Genomic DNA, 19,642 nt, shown 5'->3' with positions numbered 1-19,642 from the left:
AAGGCGCTCCGGGTCGGCGAGGGGACTTGTTCGCCCTAAGCAGACTCTCTCAGGCGCCGATTCTCTCCCAAGCGAGGCCGGCAGACTTCTGGTTGTGCTGGACGGAGCGGAAACTCGCGTCTTGGTCGATTCCACTGACGCCGACAGCCTCATCGTCCACAGGAAGCGCGCAGGTATCTCGGTCGGCGCGGGACGCTTCGCGGTTGCGACTGCCGAGTCTCTCGTCCGGCAGGATCTGGCTCGTTGGCAGCCGGGTGCCAAAGGGCCTGCGCAGCTTGTTCTCAGCGAGGCGGGACGCTCCTACCTGCGGCGGCGCGCCTGTGCGGACCAGCCGGACATGTCTTACCTGCATCAGCACCGGGAGATCGTCATCGCAACGGTGCAAACCGAGACCGGTCCAAGCCGTGTGCGCATGGATTCGGAGGAAAGCCCGCTCGACTGGCTCCGTCGCCGCAAGGATCGCAATGGAGCGCCGATGATCGACGAGGCGGCGTATCAGGCCGGCGAGCGGCTGCGTACGGACATCATGCTGGCGGGCCTTCTGCCCGGCGTGACGGCCCGTTGGGACGCCATGCCTTCCGGCGGTGGACCCGCTTCACCCTCGGACGCGACGGATCGCATGATCGCGGCTCGCCAACGCATCCGGCACGCCTTCGATGCGGTAGGCTCGGACTTCAGCGATCTTCTCATGGACCTGTGCGGCTTCCTGAAGGGCCTGGAACAGATCGAGCGGGAGAGGGGCTGGCCGCAGCGTTCCGCCAAGATCGTCGTGCGCCTCGCCCTGGCGCGGCTCGCTGAGCATTACGGCATCGAGGCTGCCGCGCGCGGGCCAGCGGCTTCCCGCGGCATCAAGACGTGGCGGGCGGTCGTGATCGAGGGCGGGCGCGCCTAAAGGGTTGGGGTCACAGGGCGGCCTGAGCCGCCTGCGCGTCATGGCGAATGCGCTCGACCATGGATCTGACGCCGTTCGATCGTTGCGGCGTCAGATGCTCCGCGAGGCCGAGCTCCTTGAACAGGCCGAGGGCATCGGTGGCGAGGGCCTCGTCAGGCGTCTTGCCGTTGTAGAGAGCGATCATCAGGGCCACGAGGCCGCGCACGATATGGGCATCGCTGTCTCCAAGGAGATGAAGCGCCGGCTTGCCGCTGGAGCGGTCGAGGCGTGTCTCGAGCCATACCTGGCTGGCGCAGCCGCGCACCTTGTTGGAATCGGTATGCGCCTCTTCGGGCAGGGGCTCCATCATCCGCCCCAGCTCGATCACGTAGCGATAGCGCTCTTCCCAGTCGTCGAGCAGCTCGAAATTGGAGACGATCTCGTCGATATTCGGCAGCATGGCATCCCTGCTTTGTCTGCCGGTCATATAATCAATGCGAATGCTTTTGGCGACGGGGAGACCGCATATCAGCCACGAGGCTTGTGCGTCGTGGGGGCGCGGTCCTCCGCATTCAGCGTATCGCTCGGCTTGGGAGAGGCGGGGGTGAGGCCGGAGGTGGTGAGGATCTTGTCGACCACCGCCTGCTTGGCGGTATCGGGCAGGGCTTGCCACATGGTCTCGAGGTGTCCGGCCGATGCCTCCGAAGCGGACGGCGCGGCGGAGGGTGCCGCCGACTCCGTCTTCGGTGCGAAGAAAGCCTGGAGCGGATCCGGCCCTTCGCCACGCTGGCGCACAGGGGAGTAGTAGAAGATCGCACCGACGATGAGAACAAAACGCAGAATCGAAAACATGGGGCGGCTGCCGTGCCTGAAACGAATGAAAGGTGAAGCATCATAACGTGCCGCGCCTGCTCCGCGTAGGCGAGGGGACGGGAACCTGCGAACAGGATGAATGAAAGGTTAATCGACCGAGCGTTTTCTCCTGAGGCGTTAAGACCTTTGAAATCCAAGGAAAAAGAAACAGGGCTCGCTCGGTGTTCGTTTCCGCTGGCGTTCATTCTCCCGTCAGCGAGCGTGATCATGATGGGTGGGGAACGCGGGGTTTAGCGTTCGTTAAAGCGCGTCTGCCACGCTTTCGACAAGAAGAGAGAGGAGCGCCACAAAAGGCTCTCGACCCGTGACGTTCGGAGTGCCGGATCGTCATGGGAGAAGCGGCGTTTCTCCAGAAAAGGAAGATGATTGTGCGTGACGCTTTCGCTGCCGATACGGATGACGATCTGGACCTGCCCGCCGTTGTACGGCGCAAGGCCCCGCCGCGTCCGCAGCAGAAGCGCTCGGCCAGGCACGTCCCACGCAAGGCCGGTGCAGTCGAGCGCCTCCTTGCACAGGCCCTGAAGCATCCGGGCCGTGTGGCGGCCTCCGTATTCCTGACCGGCTGTGCCGGCATGATTGCCTGGAACGCGCTGCTTTTGCAGAACGTGCGTCATCCCGCGCCCCTGTTCACCCAGCAGGATCCGGCTGGTGAGCCCATGTCTCCCGCGCCGGCTCAGGTGGATGTCGCGGCACAGCCGCTCCCGCCGGTCCGTCCAGGAACCGAGGCTCCCGAGGCGCATGCCATGGCGGCACAGGACCATTATGTTCCGGCGGCGCCGGTGGAGGCTGCTCCTGCACCGGCGACGGCACCGCGTCCTGCAGCGCGCAGCGGTATCGGCGATCTGATCCGCAACAACGGGGTCCCGAGCCCTGCGCCGCAGCGCACGCAGCAAGCAGCCGTTCAGGCTCCTGCCCCTGCCGCCGTGCCGTCCCGTTCCCCGACGGTGCGCGATCCTATCGCGGAGATGATCCGCCTCGGCGGTCCTGTGCCCACGCCGCCTGCCAATGTGGGACGCTCGGATGGCGGAGACATCGTGCTTGCCGGCCAGCGCGCGCTGGCGCGGTTGGGCTACGGCGTGAAGGTCGATGGAGCCATGGGCCCCGGAACCCGTCAGGCCATCGAGCGCTTCGAGCAGGACAGGCGCCTGCCCGTCACGGGCACACTCAATGCGCGCACGGCGCGCGAACTCTCCACGCTGTCGGGCATTGCCGTCCAGTAATGGCCCGTCTGCGCTCCGATTTCTGGGTATCCGCTTATCTGCGCCGCTGCGGCGTCGAGGGTGTCGATGCCGCATTGCGCAAGCGCGGGTCTGCGGAGGCGGGGGCGATTTTCGTGAAGGTCGATCATCTCGATGGCACCGCAAGTCTCTATGGACCGGCGCCGCAGCTTTTCGTCGAAGACACGAGCGAGCGTCTCTTCGCGCCCATCCTTCAGGACGTGATGCCCCTCGATGTGGAGGAGAGGATGGCAAAGGAACTGCGCTTCGACTCCGATCTCTGGCTGGTGGAGGTGGATGACCGCGAAGGCCGTCACTTCCTCGATCTCGCGCCTGACGCTTAAGGCTTTCCAGCTCTATCCGCAGAGAGCTTTCCTACCCAGGATCGACTCGACGAGAGCGAGAGCGACCGGCTGAGGAACATCCCGCATCTCGTGCATGAGTTCACGGATCGCGGAGAGTGGATAGGAGAGGGCAGGATGCAGGGACAGGAAGATGCGAGCCGCTTCCTTGTTCTCCAGTCCAAGCGCTTTCAGCGCCAACGCGAGAAGCGCGTGGCGGCCGATCTGCAGAATGCGCCATTCCGTCGAATTCGGAAAACCGAATCCTGCGCTCAGCAGCCGTTCGAAATGCGCGATATCTCCATCTGCAGCGGCTGCCGATAGGCACTTCACGTCTTGCTCGGATGCGCGGAACGATGAGGACGCCGCTTGTATAGGATCGTGTGCGATGCGCTCCCGGATCACGGCGCGCCTCTCGCTTGAGGCGGACAGATAAAGGCAGGCCTCATGCGCCAGCGTGAGGTCGGTGCGCTGAAGCAGGATTTTGGCGAGGGCATGACGTTCGACGGCCCGCCTGACCAATTGGTGAAACGCGGGAAGTGATGGCAGGAATGCGGGATTCGCCGCGAGAGCATCTTCGCTTGCTTCCTCGCGCAATACGAGAATCCGGTCGATGGTTGCCGCATCGAGTTCATTGGACGATGCCAGATACAAACGTCCCGCGGGCGTAGCGAGATATTGCACGGCGGGCCCTGAGACGGATTGCGTTCGATGCGGCTGCGCGCCGGGGTGCAATTCAGGCGTATATCGTTGTAGGTAATCGAGAACCGAGGCGGGCGTATCCGGGCACCGAATGAGGATGCGCGCGATATCGGCCAGCGTCTCGCGATCCGCTTTGGGCAGGAAGCCCAGTGCCAGCGCCTCGAATGTTTCGATGCTCTCGCGGTCGCGTGCGGGAGCGGCCACGAACATTTCCGCATTGACCTTCAGAAGGGCAGCGCAGGCATCCGCACCGCTCAGATCGGACAGGTCGGACCAGAGATCCGGGTTGGCAGAGGGCGTCATACTCAACTCTCTCTTCAGCGGAAGCCCATCCGGACCTTAAAGGCCGACTGTTAGCGCATCTTTAAATCCTCGGAGCGGTTACTTTGGATGCGTGTGCGTCAATGCACACATGATCGTGTCCATCCGGAACAGAAAGCGCGGCCGTGTTGTTGTTCTGGCAACAGACTTTGCAAATTTCGGGTGAGGCATACCCGATGGAAACGGTCTGTTAACCATAAGGCATTTTGTGTGAGTCAGTTACAGAGGCAAGTCGTGACACTATAGAGGAGGACAAAATGCAGGACGCGTGGGCAAGATCGCCCGGAGTGGTCGTCGCTTTCCCGGACGCTGCGGACAGGCCGCAACGCCCGCACCTGAATGCCGGCGAGCCGCGAGGCGAGATCCTCCTCTTCACGGGCGTGCGTTATGAGCGGCCCGAACCCAATCCCGGTCCTTCTCGTCCCTACGCCAGCAACCGTCCCGGTCGCCGTCGCTCGTAATTTCCATTTGAGTTTATTTCAAAGACGAGACGCTTTTCGCGTCAGCTGATTGCCTGCGTCAGGTTGCGCACCATCAGCACCGCATCCGGTCCATAAGTGAGGAGTTTTGCCTCAAGGCCCGGAACATCCTTCACGCGAAAACCCAGGCGCTCCCAGAATGCCTGAGAGTTGTTGACGGCGACCAGTGACAGATTATCGAGCCCTGCGTCTTGCGCGTTCTGCATCAGAAGCTCGCCCGCTTGCGTGGCATAACCCTTGCCCCGCGCTTCCGGCAGCAAGGCGACGTCATGCACGTAATAGGTCGTGGCGTCGGACGGGATCGCGCCGAGCAACGCATTCAAGGCTGGCGGCGTGCCGAAATGCCAGGGATGGGTGAGGGCGTAGCCGATAAGGCGCCCGTTCTCCTCGAGCGCAAGGCAACCCTGCGGATAAAGGCGCAGGCGCTCCTCGAAGACCTGAAGATCCTCGGGGTGATCGACATGGATCGTGTCGGCGAGAATCTGAACCTGCGGGAGGTCCTGCGAAGTCATCGGGCGCCAGGGCATCTCGGTCTCAGCTTTGCTCTGCCTGCTCGGTCACGCACGAAACGGCCTTTGCGGCTTCCTCTGCCTGCGGGCGTTGGCTCGGAGTAGGGGCGGCCACGCGCACGATCACGAAGCCCTGCTGCTCAGGGGCGACGATACGCACGTCCCGGGACGGATCGTTCTCGTCCTCGGCCGCGCGGGCCTCGTCGAGCTGGCGCGCCGTCATGGCCACGATCTCAAGTTCACCACGCACTGCGGCGCGGTCGGTCACCGCGAAGAACACGCCGCCCGATTCCTTATGGAAGGAGAACGTCAACAGGTTCTGTCCGGTCTTGGCGGAGACCCGCATGGGGCCGTCACGCAGATCGAAGGCACAGGCCGCGACCGCGACCGCAGGGTCGGGCATGGGCATCCAGGTGTCTGCACCGCCGGGGGCGCTGATGATCTGCGCGGTTTCGGCGGTGAGCGTCGACTGAACTTTAGCAAAGGCATCCTGCTCGGCCAGATGCGGTGTCGCGAGAATGGAGACGATGTGAACGCCGACCGCCAGGACGAGGCCGCAGAGGGTGGCGATCAGAAAGCGGCTGAAGCCTCTCATGCACCGCACTCCACACGCTGGATGGTGGGAAAAACGCTCTCATCGAGGCCGGTGCCAGCCGCGCCGGGCGTGTCGTAGAGCCTCAGCACGATGCTGAAATTCCCCGAGGCCGGAAGCTGGAGCCAGTTTCCGTCCTGCAGGCTGCGCGAGAGGGCGATCATGAACTGGTCCCCGCCATCGCGCAGGATCTCGGCGGAAGTGAAGCTGCTCCGACCCAATTCGCTGCGCGCCAGTCGGCCGTCCTGATCATAGACCGAAAGGGTCCAGAGACGCGCCGTCGGGACGACGGAGCCGATCCGGTAGGTGCAGGCGGAATCCAGGGGGCGGCCCTCGCTGTCGGTCATGGCCGTAAACCCGAGGCCCTCACCGATCGCCAGGGGGACCTCACCGCGCTGGGCGAGAATGGCGCGCATGTAAGGGTCGGCATTGGCTGAGCCGAGGGAAGGCCAAGCCTTCCAGGGACCGATCTGCAGGCTGCCCAGAGGAGGATCGCCCTTGAGAACCCAATAGGTCGAGCCCAGCCCCAGCGCCAGGGCCAGAAGGAGCGCGTAGACGACCAGGAAGGCTGTAGGGACGATGCGATAGGTCACGGGTTTCGATACTGCCACAGGGGCGCGCATCGAAGCGGCCCCGGAGGCATCCGTCAATATGGCCTCGGTGTTCATTGTTACGGCATGGCCACTTGGCGAGAGGCTTCCACGGAGCCCGTCACGCGCGGGACGGTGCTTTCCTTCACGGTGGATATGGTTCGCTCGGCCGATTGAAACAGGCTGCCGATATTCCCCAGGGCTTCATAGGATTTCCGGGAGAGCGTACCTGCCAGGAAGGCCTGCGAGGCGGCGTTCTGGGCCTGATCGGCCGCCGGGCGGCTCGATGTCGCCACCCGGGCAAAGGCTCCGGAATCGACGCCCGGAATTGGCCTGATCTCCAGGTTCTGGTGCGCGAAGTTCATCACCTCTTGCCAGGTCTGGGCCGGAAGCGTGCCGCCGGTCATGTTGTTCATGGGCTTGGAATCGTCGTTCCCGTACCACACGGAGGCGACGAGGTTGCCCGTATAGCCGACGAACCACGCGTCCTTGTAGCCGTTGGTGGTGCCGGTCTTGCCGGCGACTGGTACGCCCTCGATCGCAGCGCGCCTGCCGGTGCCCTCGGTCACCACCTTGTTGAGCATGAAGTTCATGTCGTTGACGACGCGAGGCTCGAGCACCTGCTTGGGCGGGGCATCGCGGTCGTGGCGATAGATCACCTCGCCGGACGAGTTGCGGACTTCCCAAGCCGCATAAGGCGTCGCCTGTTTTCCGCCATTGGCAAGGACCGCATAGCCGGAGGCCATGTCGATCACGGTCACCTCGGCGGCGCCGATGGGGAGGGGGGCTTCGTTCGCCAGCGCGTGGGTCAGGCCCATCCGCTTGGCGGTGTCGATGATGATGGCGCGTCCGGCCTTGGCATTGCCCTTACCGATTTCGAGGGACATGCGGACCGGAATGGAATTGATGGAGCGCGCCAGGGCGGACGAAAGAGGCATCGCGCCGGAGAAGGAGCGGCCGTAGTTCTGCGGGCACCAGTTGCCGAGGCAGATAGGCGCATCCACCACCCGCGAATTGGGGTTCAGCTTGGGGTTCGTGGTGAGGGCGGCAGCATACACGAAGGGCTTGAACGACGATCCCGGCTGACGCAGGCCGTTGGTGGCGCGGTTGAACTGGCTCTGGCCGTAATCGCGGCCGCCGACGATGGTGCGCACGGCCCCGTCCACGTCCATCACGACGATGGCGCCTTGCCCCGCCTTGTATTGCCGTCCGTGCTGGCGCAGCTGGTTTTCCAGCACTTCTTCCGTGTGACGCTGAAGGGCGGTGTCGAGCGGCGTCTTCACGGTCAGGACGCGCTCGTTGCCGAACTTCTTCTGAGCTGCCAGCGCCTGAACCTGTTGATAGGCCCAGTCGAGGTAGAAGTCGGGAGTGGTCTCGCGCTCGCGGTTCACCGGGGTTGCCGGGTTGCGGCGGGCGGTCTGGATCTGGCCTTCGGTGAGGAAGCCTGCCTCGACCATGTTGCGCAGCACTTCATTGGCGCGGGCGCGGGCTGCGGGCAGGTTCACGTGAGGGGCGTATTTGGTCGGAGCCTTGAACAGGCCGGCCATCATGGCGGATTCGGCGAGGGTAAGATCCTTCGCGGGCTTTCCGAAGTAATACTCGGCCGCCGCCACGATGCCGTGAGCGCCGCCGCCCATATAGGCGCGGTCCAGGTAGAGCTTGAGGATCTCGTCCTTGGTCAGGTGGAATTCGAGCCAGATCGCCAGGAAGGCTTCCTTGATCTTGCGTTCGAGCGAACGCTCGTTCGTCAGAAAAAGGTTCTTCGCAAGCTGCTGGGTGATGGAGGAACCGCCCTGCACCACGCCGCCGCCCTGGGCATTGACCAGAAGGGCGCGGAAGGTGCCGATGGGGTCGATGCCCCAATGCTCGTAGAAGCGTCGGTCCTCCGTCGCGAGCGCGGCCTTGATCATGTAATCGGGGAAATCCTCGAGCTTGTAGGAATCGTCGAGGTTCAAGCCGCGGCGGCCGACCTCTTGCCCATAACGGTCGAGGAACGTGACGGCGAGGTCCTGGGTTTTGAGCCAATCGTCCTCCGTCTCACGGAAGGCGGGAAGGGCCAGGGCCAGCATCACGACGGCGCCTACCGCGCCCAGGGTCGTCGCCTCGCTGGTCAGGTCGAGAACAACGCGCAGGGGCCCCCGGAAGCGCAGGCACTTCATCTTCTCCGAATAGAATTCGTAAGCCGAGCTCAGTCCCCGCCCGCTCTGGAACAGGAACGAGTTCAACCATGCGTCCAGCCATAGCGCGGCACGCTTGATCCGTGTCGAGAGCGGGGGGGAAGGTTGCTGGGGCACGGTGGTCCTTCAGGGCAGGTCAGGAGGCCTGAGATGCCTTGCTTATGATCGTTAATTTCCCTAGCGGCAACGTTTGCACGTTACACGCCGCATTATCAACAACTCACAAACAGGTTCTGCGGTTCAAATAGATCTACCTCGTCCGAGGGGAAGGCTCGATCCGAGGAAGATTTGGCGCTTGTGCGATGCCGCACATTCCTTCAAACCGCCTCAAAGAGAGACCAAAGAGCCCGCATGTCCAAAACCGCACCCCAAACCCGCTCCAAGCCGGAGGAGCAGCCCTTCTGGCGCGTGAAGACGCTCGAGGCCCTGACCCTCGACGAATGGGAGAGCCTGTGCGACGGCTGCGGACGCTGCTGCCTGGTCAAGCTCGAGGACGAGGATACGGGCGAGGTTCTCTACACCGATGTGGCCTGTACGCTCCTCGACGACGGCACCTGCCGCTGCCGCGACTATCCGAACCGCCAGGCCAAGGTCTCCGATTGCGTTCGGCTGACGCCTGAGACGGTGCGCGGCTTGTCCTGGCTGCCCCATACCTGTGCCTATCGCCTCGTGGCCGAAGGGCGGGACCTGCCGTGGTGGCACCCCCTCGTATCGGGCGATCCCGAGACGGTGCATGCCGCCGGTGTCTCTGTGCGGGATCGGGTCGCGGGGCCCGAGGAGGAGTTTTCCATCGCGGAGCTTCTGGAGCGCCTCACCGATTGGCCGATGGAGGATGCGACCTCCGAGGAACCGGCCTAAGCGCTCCCTTTCTCTTCCGCTACATCTTCTCCAGGAATGGGCGTCTCTTCGCCAAGCGCCTCGCGCACGTAGAGCTTCTTGACCAGCACGTAGGTGACGACGGCAAGCGGGAAGCCGAAGACGAGCCCCGTGGTGCCAAACAGGATACTCCCGACGAGGATCGCGAAGAGCGCGAGAGCAGGAGGGATGCTCACCATGCTTCTGGCCACGAGCGGGAAAATCACGTTGCCCTCGATCTGCTGGATCACAAGAACCGCGAGTATCGTCCAGAGAGCCGTCTCGCCGCTGATGCTGAAGGCGAACAGGATCGCCGGAATCGCTCCAAGGATCGGCCCGAGGAAGGGGATGAAATCGGCAAGGCCTGCGATCAGGCCCAACGCATAAGGTGAGGGCAGGCCGATCAGCCAGAAAGCCAGGGTGGAGAGTACGCCGACGCATACCATTGCGATCAGCTGGGACATGAGCCAGAGCCGGAGCGCCTGGCCCGAGGCATCGAGCGAGCTCTCGACGCGCTCATGGTGGCGTTTCGGGAAGAGCTTGATGAAACCCTTCTTATAGAGATTGGGTGAGGCTGCGATGTAGATGCCGGCAATCACCACGAGCAGAAAGTCCGTGAAGCCGCTGAGAACCGCGCCGCCGATGCCCGCAATGCGCGTTGCGAGGCCGCCGCTCGGCATGTTGTTCACGATCTCGTTCAGATCGTCCGACACAGCGCCGAAACCGAGATTCTTGCTGAAATTGTCGATGACGAAGGGAAGGCGTTCCACCACGTTGGAGAACTGGGCACGGATCTGCGTGCCGAAGAGGGCGATCAGGCTCAAGAAGATGACGAAGATGATGATGCTGGCCATCCACAGGCCCCAGCGCTCCGGGACTCGGGCGTAGCGCACTAGCGCATCCGCGGATGTGTGCAGGATCAATGCGACCAGGATGGCGCCGAAAGCCAGCAGGAGAACGTCCGCCAGTTTCCATAGCAGGAGGGCGAGCAGGCCGAGGCCCATGACGATGAAGGTTTTCCGCACGAACTCGGCATCGCCCATGATCCTGCGGAAGGAATAACCGTCCTCGTCCATTCATCATCCCCTGTTTCGTCAGGGGGACAATCGAAACGGTAAAGCTGAGTTCCCTCGAAAGATCCGGCGCATATCCCGAGGGAGAATTTGGTTCATGCTTGGCCGTTGTTATTTTGAGTTATGAGTTTTTGCCGCTGGATAGGAACGTATTTTGGAGGAAAATGTTGATAAGGCAGAAGGAGGGTTCATGTAATGGCCTCTCATGTGATCTGCTTTTTGCTTGGCGCTGTTTTTCCTCTGGCGACTGTAAGCTGGATGATTGTCCATTATTAGCGTGTATTTATCAAGTATATTGAATGATATAAGCGAATACTGCTGTTTTGCTTGAGTATCAGAAGCCCGCCTCAAGGTTTGAGGCGGGCTTCTTGCTGATTGTGTCCAAGGGATTACCGTGAGGCCACGGCTGCGCGCTTGATGAGCTCCTCCCGTAACGGGGCCGGCAGCTCAATGCCGCTCAGGCGCCAGGTCGTGTCTCGCAAGCGCATAGTAATCCTGAACTGCTGATCTTTCGGGCTGTCCACGGGAACAGGGACCGTCACGCTCCGAAAGCCCTGGGATTCGGAGAACAGAAAGGTGCGCCACGCCTGCTCAATCGAACTGATGTCGAAAGTCAGGGAAGCGCCAGTATTGCCCGTGCTGCCGGCGGCCTTCTCGGGCCAGCCGTTTTCGAACAGGTCGATGAGGGCCTGAGGCGAGACGAGCTCCTCCACGACCGGGTTGAGAACGGCAGCGCCCGCTTCGGTCGCAATATCCAGCTCCGCCCCTTCGAGATCCTGCCCCTTAAGGTATTCGCCGAGGATCTGGCGGGAGAGGGAGCTTCTCAAGGCATTGAAATTCACACGTTCGGTAATCCTGGCCGTGTCCTTGGCCTCGATTGCCTTGCTGAGGTCGTAGAGGGCCACGAAGGGCGAGACCATGAAGATCGCCCAGGCGAGAAACAGAAAAAAGCTGATCCGTAATGTCCAGCGCATAAGCTCTACCAATCATAGGTTACAAAGCCTGCTGTCCTCGCGCAATTAACGGTATGGGGCAGCCGGGGAAGTTTCCTATGTGGGAATCGCCCGGCCATAAAAAAGGGCGACCGATTGGCCGCCCTTTTCGAGGTCGATGTTGATCCGATCAGCCGCGTGCGCGGGCGCGGATCATGAAGGTGTCGTAGGCGTATTCCGCCACTTGGAACCAGAGATACTCTTCGTTGCGGAATCCGCGGATCGAGTCGATGACCTTCTTGAAGTCGGCGTTCTTGGCCGAAACCTCGTCATAGACCTCGTTCGTGGCCTTCAGGGCTGCTTCCATGATCTCCTGAGAGAACGGACGCAGCTGCGTGCCGGCGCCGAGGAGGCGGCGGAGAGCTGCCGGGTTGCGGGCGTCGTACTTGGCCAGCATGTCGTTGTTGGCGTAGCCGGCCGCGGTCGTCAGGATGGCCTGATAAGCCTTGGGCAGCTCTTTCCATTTTGCGCTGTTGATGAAGAGATGGATCGAGGGGCCGCCTTCCCAGAAGCCGGGATAATAGTAGTACGGCGCGACCTTCGAGAATCCGAGCTTCTCGTCGTCGTAGGGGCCGACCCACTCGGCGGCGTCGATGGTGCCGCGCTCGAGCGACGGGTAGATGTCGCCGCCCGGGATCTGCTGAGGGACCGCACCGAGCTTGGCGAGCACCATGCCGGCGATGCCGGCGATACGCATCTTGAGGCCCTTCAGGTCTTCGACGGTCTTGATCTCCTTGCGGAACCAGCCGCCCATCTGCACGCCGGTGTTGCCGGCGGGCATGCCGTACATGTTGTGCTTGGCGAAGAACTCGTTGAGCAGATCGTTGCCGCCGCCGTGATAGAGCCAGGCGTTCTGCTGGCGGGCGTTGAGGCCGAACGGGGCTGCCGTGCCGAGAGAGAAGGTCGGGTCCTTGCCGAAGTAATAGTAGGAGCAGGTGTGGCCCATCTCGATGGTGCCGTTGCCCACGGCATCGGCCACCTGGGGAGTGCCGACGATTTCACCGGCCGCGAAAGGCTGGATCTGGAACTTGCCGTCCGTTGCTTCCGAAACGTACTTCGCGATCACTTCGGCTGCGCCGTAGATCGTGTCGAGGGATTTCGGGAAACCGGACTGCATGCGCCACTTCATTTCCGGCATCGACTGGGCGATGGCGGGGGCTGCAACCGCTGTCGAGGCGGCGCCGACTGTAGCGGCCTGAAGAAATTGACGACGCTTCATATTATTGAACTCCTCCCTGGATCGTGACTTTTGTCACTTGCGCTCAATTGACACTGAATCCAGGGAGCCCCGCAAGGAGGATTCAGGTCATTACGACCAATGACTTAGATGCCTTTTGAAAACATTGTTCCAATGCTTAATGAGCATTCGTTTCCAAGGGCACGTCAATGGTGCAGACCACTCCCTCAGGCTCGTAGGAAATGTGCGCGACGCCGTTCAATTCCCGTGCCAGGCCTCTCTGGATCAGGCGCGAGCCGAAGCCCGTGCGCCGGGGAGGGGTCACGGCAGGCCCACCGTGCTCCTCCCAGCGGAAAGCGAGGCGCGCGCATGAACCGTCCGAGATCCTGGACCAGGAAATCCGCACGCTGCCCGAGGGCGTTGTGAGGGCGCCGTATTTCAGCGCATTGGTGCAGAGCTCGTGAATGGCCATGGACAGGCTCAACGACATGGCAGGCGGAAGCCGCAGTTCCTCGCCCTGAACCACGATCCTCTTCTCGTCATCCATATTATGCATGCGGAAGGGGCCGCAGGCTTCACGGACGACATCTGAGAGATTGGCGCCTTCCCAGTTCTCCCGGGTTAGAACGTCGTGTGCGCGGGAGAGGGCGAAGAGGCGGGCCTCAAAAGAGGTTCGTGCGGCGCCGATGTCGCCGGATGCCGCGATGCCGAACTTGTGGAAGCTTTGGACGGCAAGGGATTGCACGGTGGCGAGGGTGTTCTTCACCCGGTGGTTCAACTCGTTGACCATCAGGCGCAGGTGTTCTTCCGCGCGTTTGTGGTCCGTGATGTCGTATTGAACGCCGTCCCAGATATACGTTCCGTTGCTCAGCCGTCGGGGCATGCTGATCATGCGGTGCCAGCGGATCTCGCCGGTCTTGGCGTGCCGGAGCTTCAATTCCGTGTCGAAGGTCTGGCGCTCTTTGTGAGCCTTCATTCCCCGCGCATGCATCTGCTCGCGATACTCGGGCAGGATGAGCTGGGCGATGAGGCCCATGTTGGCCAGCGCGTCTTCGGCGCGGATGCCCGTGAGCTTCTCGCAGGCCTTCGAGATGTAAACCGGGCGCCGATCCTCGTACTTTGGGGAATCGAGGAACTGGAAAACCATGCAGGAGGGCAGGTTGTCGGCAAGGGCGCTGAGACGGGCCTGGCTCTCGCGCAGTTCTTCCTCTGTCCGGCGGCGTTCCGTCCAGTCGCGGAAGCTCACGCCCAGGCCGCCATTATAGGGGAAGACACGAAGCTCAAGGAAGCGTCCCTGCACCCCTACGGCCTCCGTCTCGAACATCACGGCGGTTCCCGTGGCGGCGACCTCCTCGTAGCGGCGCCTGAGTTCGGTTCCCTCCGAGTTGGGGAACACGTCCCAGATGACGCGTCCAAGCATGTCCTGAGCGGGAGCGCCGAAATACTCCTGAGCGGCCCGATTGATATAGGCAAAGCGCCAATCGCCATCGAGCGCATAGAAGGCGTCTCCGATGCCCTCCAGGATGACGGAGAGCCGGGCCTCGACTTTCGCCTCCACGGATTGGACGATGGCGTGCTGAATGACATCCCCCACCGGCCCCGGATTCTTGTAGGAATTCGGGATGACGAGATCGCTTGAGAGTGTCTGCTGCTCTGGCAAGCTGGAGAGGGTGAGGCGCTGCACGGTCATATATTGAAATATAATCACGTTACATATGGAGCGCAATCCTTGAACTTACCTAGAGGCCCCCTAGAAAAACAAGTTAGAACAAAATCTTAAGGGTGCTTAACGCGCCAGAGTTTGGCATGCCAACCCAAGAGCGTCTTCAGAAAATCAGCTCTTAGGTTCGCTGAAGACTTCCGCTGCACAGACGAGTGCAAAAAGCGCGATAACCCCGACCAGCTCCGCAACGCTTCTCGCGAAGGTCGAAGGGTCTGCGACATAGAAAAGCGCGCCCATGACAAGCGCAACAATTGTAGCCCAAGCGATCATGGGCCGTCTCCCGGCATATTTATGTGCGCTCCGATAACTCGGAAAAGACAAAAAAGTTCCTAATCCTAATCCAGAATTTTTTCGCTCAAGCCCGCTCGTGAATGTCGCCGCCCGCCATATCTGCCAAGTTTGACCGGAGGGGGGAGGGGTAGAGCCTTGCGTTCCATCATCAATTGCCCTGTCGAGACTCTCCCTTGCCCGCCGGATACGCTTTTGGACGAAGCGCGGGCGGCGCAGGATTTGCTGGCGCACGAGCATTTCTTGACGCGGGTTGAGGCCTTTCGCGCCCTCGAAATCCGATCTCCGAAAGAGCCGATTGCCTGCCCGGATCGTTTGCGGATCGCAGCCCTGAACTCCGAGCGCCTCAAGCACCCTCATGCGGTTCGGCAGATCGTGGATCGGGAAGCGATCGACATACTGCTCCTCAGCGAAGTGGATGTTGGAATGGCGCGGTCCGGCAACGGCCACACCATCCACGAATTTATCGGCTCATCGGGGGAGGGTTATCTCTACGGCGTCGAGTTCGTCGAACTCGATCTCGGCGATGCCGTGGAGATGCGGCGGCATGCAGGCGAACGCAATGCGTGCAGCCTTCATGGCAATGCCATCGTCAGTCGCATGACCTTCGAGCACCCGCATCTGATTCCGCTCGAGGAAAGCGGCAGATGGTTCAGCGGCTTCAAGGGAGCGCAGAGGCGGATCGGCGGGCGAATCGCGATCGCCGCACGCATGGTCGGCGGTCCATGCCCCATGTGGTTCGTGAGTTTGCATCTCGAAAGCAAGACGGATCCCGCCGACCGTCAGTCGCAAGTAAGGCAATTGCTGCAAGCTCTCGATCGTCTCGCGCCGAACGAGGCCTGCATCATCGGCGGAGACTTCAACACGAAAGCATTGCCGAGGGACGAGGGCGCGCGGCACGTTCTCGAAGAGCCTTCCCGACACGAACCGCTCTTTGCCGATCTGGGCGCGGCAGGGTTCTCCTGGTCCGGAGCCAATCTTGCGCTGCCGACTCAGCGCGATGGTCCTTCAAAAAGCCACCCGCGACCTTTTGCAAAACTCGATTGGTTCTTCGTGCGCGGCGTCTCGGCGCAAAACCCCCGGATCGTGCCTTCGGTGGATGGGCAGGGGCGGCCGATCTCCGATCACGAAATGATCGTCATGGATGTTGTGTTTTGAAGGAGATCTGCAGGGGAGAGGCTATCGAATGTTGCCTTGCTTGATAGTGCGTCGGCTCGAGCTTCATCCACAGCCCCTTGAATTGCGCTTGACAGCGCGACGCTGATAGAGTACAAAACATGAACACTGACGAAGTGTGAATGAAACCCCGCCCGGCTTCATTCGTATGCAAGACCTCCACCGCTCAAGCGCCGCTTGGGCGGTTTTTTGTTGGGCAATGACGCTTCCCTCAGGGAGCGTCGGCCAGCAGGCGAAGCCGGGTTCTCTTCCGCACGATGCGCGATGTATCCCAGAATCGAGATTCCCGACGAGAAGCGGCAGCAGGCTTACACGTATTACGTAAGCGCTCCTCAGCTCACCCTGAACGACATAGCAGCCTATCTCGGCGTCGGCTCCAGCACCTTCGTTCGCCTGCGGCAGCGTTGGGGATGGCCGCCCCGCCTTGCCGCGCTCAATCAGAACGAGTTGAGCAAGGCTGCAAAGGATCCGGCTGATCCCGAGATCGAGGCCAAGGCGGTCGCGTCGTCTCTGCGCGAAGCCGCACGGTCCCTGGCGCGGGCCACGCGTTCGCAGATCAACGCGCTCATGGAGGAGCAACGCAGCGGATCCATTGACGATCACGACCGGACCGCCCGGACGCTGGCCTCTTATGCCAAGACATTGACGGCCGCACGGGCGCTCATGGAGCAGGAAGGTTCAAGGCTCGATGAAACCGAGCATCACGACGAAACGCCCCGCAGCCTCCACGAGCTCCGCGACGAGCTTGCTCGCCATCTTGAGCGGGTTATCGCGGAAGAAGAAGCTCGCGGAAGCGACGGCCTCCTTATCTAAAATCGAACTGGAGCAGCTTCTTCGCTACTGGCCCATCCTCTGCCGGCCCGAGCAGCGATTGCCTGGCCTGAGCCGTCATCACGACCCCTGGACGATCTGGCTGATGCTAGGCGGGCGCGGGGCGGGAAAGACGCGCGCCGGTTCCGAATGGGTGCGAAGTATCGCCTTGGGCGAGCCCGATATCGCTCAAGCGCCGCACCGGCGCATCGCCTTGATCGGGGAGACGTTCTCGGACGCGCGCAACGTGATGGTGGAGGGACCCGCGGGCATTCTCGCGATCCACCCCCGCCATGAGCGGCCAGCCTGGTCGCCGTCGCTGCGCAAGCTCGAATGGCCCAATGGGGCAGTGGCTCAGGTGTTCTCGGCAGAGGATCCGGATTCTCTGCGCGGACCCCAGTTCGAGGCCGCATGGGCAGACGAGCTCGCCAAGTGGAAGCACGTGGAGGAAACCTGGGACATGTTGCAATTCGGCCTGCGCCTCGGCGCGCATCCGCGCCAGATGGTGACGACGACGCGTCCCATTCCGCTGCTGAAGCGCTTCCTCGCCGATCCCTCGGTCGCGGTGTCGCGCGTGAGAACAGCGGACAACGCGGCCAATCTCGCGCCCGTGTTTCTCGAGGCCGTTGTCGGGCGTTACGCCGGCACGCGGCTCGGGCGGCAGGAACTCGATGGCGACATCATCGAGGATCGCGCAGATGCACTCTGGACGCGCGACGTGATCGAAGGGAACAGGGCCGATGCCGCACCGCCGCTCATGCGGATCGTCGTTGCCGTCGATCCGCCCGCCTCGTCCTCAAAGCGCGCGGATGCGTGCGGGATCGTGGCAGCCGGATTGGATGACGGCGGCATGGCATATGTGCTGGAAGATGCAACCGCCTCGGGCCTCAAGCCGCCCGAATGGGCGGCGAAGGCTGTGGCGCTCTATCGAAGGCTTCAGGCCGACGCCCTGATCGTCGAGACGAACCAGGGCGGGGAGATGGCGACCAACGTGATCCGCGAGGTCGATCCGTCCGTGCCTGTCATGAGCGTGCGCGCCACACGCGGAAAATATCTGCGCGCGGAACCGGTGTCCGTGCTCTACGCCCAGGGCCGCGTACGCCATGTGGGCGTGATTCCGGAGCTGGAGGACGAGATGTGCGATTTCGGTCCGGGAGGGCTCACCTCGGGCCGTTCACCGGATCGCATGGATGCGCTCGTCTGGGCGCTCACGGAATTGATGCTGCAAGACAGAAAAGAACCGCGCGTGCGGATGCTGTGATGAGCGATAGCGCACGGTTTGCGCAAAGGGCGGGCGGAGGGCAGTCCATCCGTGCCCGTCCGCCTCGCCATCTGCCTCATGCCATCCGTTGAGGGATGCCAGAGCCTGAGAAACCGATGGTCGCGCCAGCCAAGGGCTGAGAGCCGATCGGCTGGCGCGTGAATGTCGCAAGTCGTCCCGCAACGCCTCAAGACTATCCCGATGGACGTGACTGTCTAATGACGATTGCGGACAAGCTGCACGTTTGTTCGGCAAGCCGTGTTGAAATCATCGCCATTCTGAACAGGCAAAGGGCGTTCATCCTTTCCGACGCAACCATGCGTCTTCATTCATCGGCCCAAGCCTGGGCAGGAGCTTTTCATGCTGACCAAATTAAGCCGCTGGTTTCAGGCCCCGCCTGAGGCTAAGGCCTCGCGCGCGCATTCGGCGGTCGCGTTCTATTTCGATGGCCGCGCCGTGTGGACGCCGCGCGATTATGCGGCGCTGGCGCGCGAGGGATTTCAGAAGAACGCCGTCGTCCATCGCGCGGTGCGCCTCGTCGCGGAAGCTGCCGCATCGCTCCCGCTGACCTTGAAGCATGAGGGGCGCGACCTGGATGCGCATCCGCTGCTGTCGCTCATGGCGCGGCCGAATGCGCGGGAGGGCGGGCAGCGTTTTCTCGAAAGCGTTTATGGGCATCTCATGGTGTCGGGCAACGCATATGTGGAGGCGGTTGGCGTCGATGGTGCGCCGTCCGAACTCTATGCCTTGCGGCCTGATCGGATGCGCGTGGTTCCGGGCGCGGACGGGTGGCCTGCCGCCTACGAATACAATGTCGGAACGGAGACCATCCGTTTCACCATGTCCGAGTCCGCTCAGCCGATCCTGCATCTGACTCTGTTCCATCCGGCGGATGATCATTACGGATTGTCGCCTATGGAAGCGGCGGCAACCGCGCTCGACATTCACAACGCGGCGGGAGCCTGGAACAAGGCGCTGCTCGACAACGCAGCCCGTCCGTCGGGCGCGCTCGTCGTCGGCGGTGCGACGCTCACCGACGCGCAGTTCGACCGGCTGAAAGGCGAGCTCGAAACCAATTATCAGGGTGCATCCAATGCAGGGCGGCCGCTGCTTCTCGAGGGCGGCCTCGACTGGAAGCCCTTGTCGCTCTCGCCGAAGGAGATGGACTTCGTGGAGGCGAAAGCCTCCGCTGCGCGGGAGATCGCCCTGGCGTTCGGAGTACCTCCGCTGGTGCTGGGACTTCCGGGCGACAGCACGCATGCCAATTACGCGGAGGCCAACCGCGCCTTCTACCGCCAGACCGTGATTCCGCTGGCGAAGCGAACCATGGAGGCCTTTGCGCAATGGCTCTCGCCCGGTTTCGGCGAGGCGCTGCAGCTCGAACCCGACCTCGATGCCATCGAGGCTTTGGCCGATGAGCGCGAAAGCCTGTGGCGCCGCGTCTCGACGGCATCGTTTCTCACGGATGACGAGAAGCGCGAGGCGGTGGGCTATGGACGCAAGCCTGCCTCGGCCTCTCTCACATCCAGCCGGAATCAGGCCTGAGACCTGCGGCCAACCCTTCCAACCTGATGGGGGCATTTCTCCTCAGGCGCTGTTCTTGAGCTATCGCCCC

21 protein-coding genes are annotated in these 19,642 nt (G+C 62.4%); 9 read left to right on the top strand and 12 right to left on the bottom strand.

The features are described 5' to 3' along the window. Positions 1-121 precede the first annotated feature (121 nt). A complete protein-coding gene (locus BLP10_RS02305; protein ID WP_244510351.1) occupies positions 122-892 on the top strand; it encodes a DUF6456 domain-containing protein in 771 nt (256 codons plus the stop codon). A gap of 10 nt (positions 893-902) precedes the next feature. Here the strand turns inward: BLP10_RS02305 and BLP10_RS02300 are convergent, their stop codons facing one another. Continuing rightward, positions 903-1,331 (bottom strand): SufE family protein, encoded by a 429-nt coding sequence (locus tag BLP10_RS02300; protein ID WP_091129171.1) that lies wholly within the window; start codon positions 1,329-1,331, stop codon positions 903-905. Positions 1,332-1,399: 68 nt separating this feature from the next. Further along, positions 1,400-1,723, bottom strand: a complete 324-nt coding sequence (locus BLP10_RS02295; RefSeq protein WP_091129167.1) for a hypothetical protein — start codon at positions 1,721-1,723, stop codon at positions 1,400-1,402. A gap of 389 nt (positions 1,724-2,112) precedes the next feature. Here BLP10_RS02295 and BLP10_RS02290 point away from each other — a divergent pair, with 389 nt between their 5' ends. Together BLP10_RS02290 and BLP10_RS02285 are read left to right on the top strand one after the other, a co-directional pair. Further along, positions 2,113-2,964, top strand: coding sequence for a peptidoglycan-binding domain-containing protein (locus BLP10_RS02290; RefSeq protein WP_175493741.1), 852 nt, complete (start codon positions 2,113-2,115; stop codon positions 2,962-2,964). Next, the gene (locus tag BLP10_RS02285) at positions 2,964-3,305 is read left to right on the top strand and encodes a DUF1491 family protein (RefSeq protein ID WP_091129160.1); all 342 of its coding nucleotides are present in this window, start codon (positions 2,964-2,966) and stop codon (positions 3,303-3,305) included. The genes BLP10_RS02290 and BLP10_RS02285 overlap by 1 nt, the downstream gene beginning before the upstream one ends. A gap of 12 nt (positions 3,306-3,317) precedes the next feature. On the opposite strand, the gene BLP10_RS02280 is transcribed toward BLP10_RS02285, so the two are convergent. After that, positions 3,318-4,307: a DUF2336 domain-containing protein gene (locus tag BLP10_RS02280; RefSeq protein ID WP_091129157.1), complete on the bottom strand. Its 990-nt coding sequence runs from the start codon at positions 4,305-4,307 to the stop codon at positions 3,318-3,320. 275 nt (positions 4,308-4,582) lie between these two features. Here BLP10_RS02280 and BLP10_RS02275 point away from each other — a divergent pair, with 275 nt between their 5' ends. After that, entirely contained in the window at positions 4,583-4,786 is a 204-nt protein-coding gene (locus BLP10_RS02275) for a hypothetical protein (protein WP_091129153.1), read from the top strand. Positions 4,787-4,827: 41 nt separating this feature from the next. On the opposite strand, the gene BLP10_RS02270 is transcribed toward BLP10_RS02275, so the two are convergent. Genes BLP10_RS02270 through BLP10_RS02255 form a run of 4 tightly spaced genes read right to left on the bottom strand, consistent with a single transcriptional unit; the run spans position 4,828 to position 8,789 of the window. Next, complete coding sequence (locus BLP10_RS02270) at positions 4,828-5,331, bottom strand: GNAT family N-acetyltransferase (protein WP_091129150.1); 504 nt, start codon at positions 5,329-5,331, stop codon at positions 4,828-4,830. Between the two features lie 7 nt (positions 5,332-5,338). Further along, complete coding sequence (locus BLP10_RS02265) at positions 5,339-5,908, bottom strand: DUF1254 domain-containing protein (RefSeq protein ID WP_091129143.1); 570 nt, start codon at positions 5,906-5,908, stop codon at positions 5,339-5,341. Further along, positions 5,905-6,528, bottom strand: a complete 624-nt coding sequence (locus BLP10_RS02260) for a DUF1214 domain-containing protein (RefSeq protein WP_175493740.1) — start codon at positions 6,526-6,528, stop codon at positions 5,905-5,907. The genes BLP10_RS02265 and BLP10_RS02260 overlap by 4 nt, the downstream gene beginning before the upstream one ends. A gap of 47 nt (positions 6,529-6,575) precedes the next feature. Then, positions 6,576-8,789, bottom strand: coding sequence for a transglycosylase domain-containing protein (locus tag BLP10_RS02255; RefSeq protein ID WP_091129136.1), 2,214 nt, complete (start codon positions 8,787-8,789; stop codon positions 6,576-6,578). 234 nt (positions 8,790-9,023) lie between these two features. On the opposite strand from BLP10_RS02255, the gene BLP10_RS02250 reads away from it, so the two are divergent. Further along, positions 9,024-9,530 (top strand): YcgN family cysteine cluster protein, encoded by a 507-nt coding sequence (locus tag BLP10_RS02250; protein WP_091129132.1) that lies wholly within the window; start codon positions 9,024-9,026, stop codon positions 9,528-9,530. Here the strand turns inward: BLP10_RS02250 and BLP10_RS02245 are convergent. From BLP10_RS02245 to BLP10_RS23050, 5 genes are all read right to left on the bottom strand, one after another. Continuing rightward, positions 9,527-10,603, bottom strand: coding sequence for an AI-2E family transporter (locus BLP10_RS02245; protein ID WP_091129128.1), 1,077 nt, complete (start codon positions 10,601-10,603; stop codon positions 9,527-9,529). The genes BLP10_RS02250 and BLP10_RS02245 overlap by 4 nt on opposite strands. Positions 10,604-10,989: 386 nt before the next feature. Continuing rightward, positions 10,990-11,574, bottom strand: coding sequence for a DUF2939 domain-containing protein (locus BLP10_RS02240; RefSeq protein ID WP_091129124.1), 585 nt, complete (start codon positions 11,572-11,574; stop codon positions 10,990-10,992). Between the two features lie 148 nt (positions 11,575-11,722). Continuing rightward, positions 11,723-12,811 carry a TRAP transporter substrate-binding protein gene (locus BLP10_RS02235; protein WP_091129119.1) on the bottom strand — a complete coding sequence of 363 codons (1,089 nt, stop codon included), beginning with the start codon at positions 12,809-12,811 and terminating at the stop codon, positions 11,723-11,725. 136 nt (positions 12,812-12,947) lie between these two features. Next, entirely contained in the window at positions 12,948-14,459 is a 1,512-nt protein-coding gene (locus BLP10_RS02230) for a sensor histidine kinase (protein ID WP_091129115.1), read from the bottom strand. Between the two features lie 144 nt (positions 14,460-14,603). Beyond that, a complete protein-coding gene (locus BLP10_RS23050) occupies positions 14,604-14,762 on the bottom strand; it encodes a hypothetical protein (RefSeq protein ID WP_175493739.1) in 159 nt (52 codons plus the stop codon). A 156-nt stretch (positions 14,763-14,918) separates the two neighbouring features. Between BLP10_RS23050 and BLP10_RS02225 the strand changes: the two genes are divergently transcribed. The 4 genes from BLP10_RS02225 (at position 14,919) to BLP10_RS02215 (ending at position 19,572) form a co-directional block, all read left to right on the top strand. Continuing rightward, positions 14,919-15,938: an endonuclease/exonuclease/phosphatase family protein gene (locus tag BLP10_RS02225; protein ID WP_091129111.1), complete on the top strand. Its 1,020-nt coding sequence runs from the start codon at positions 14,919-14,921 to the stop codon at positions 15,936-15,938. 282 nt (positions 15,939-16,220) lie between these two features. After that, complete coding sequence (locus BLP10_RS23045) at positions 16,221-16,769, top strand: hypothetical protein (protein ID WP_175493738.1); 549 nt, start codon at positions 16,221-16,223, stop codon at positions 16,767-16,769. Beyond that, the gene (locus BLP10_RS02220) at positions 16,714-18,027 is read left to right on the top strand and encodes a DNA-packaging protein (RefSeq protein WP_244510350.1); all 1,314 of its coding nucleotides are present in this window, start codon (positions 16,714-16,716) and stop codon (positions 18,025-18,027) included. Before BLP10_RS23045 ends, BLP10_RS02220 begins: the two co-directional genes overlap by 56 nt. A gap of 360 nt (positions 18,028-18,387) precedes the next feature. Further along, complete coding sequence (locus BLP10_RS02215; RefSeq protein ID WP_091129105.1) at positions 18,388-19,572, top strand: phage portal protein; 1,185 nt, start codon at positions 18,388-18,390, stop codon at positions 19,570-19,572. The last annotated feature ends 70 nt before the right edge of the window (positions 19,573-19,642 follow it).

Origin of the sequence: Microvirga guangxiensis (genome assembly GCF_900102135.1) — a bacterium.
Lineage (GTDB): Bacteria > Pseudomonadota > Alphaproteobacteria > Rhizobiales > Beijerinckiaceae > Microvirga > Microvirga guangxiensis.
The sequence above is the reverse complement of the archived record's forward strand: the minus strand, read 5'-3'. Positions and strand labels throughout refer to the sequence as shown.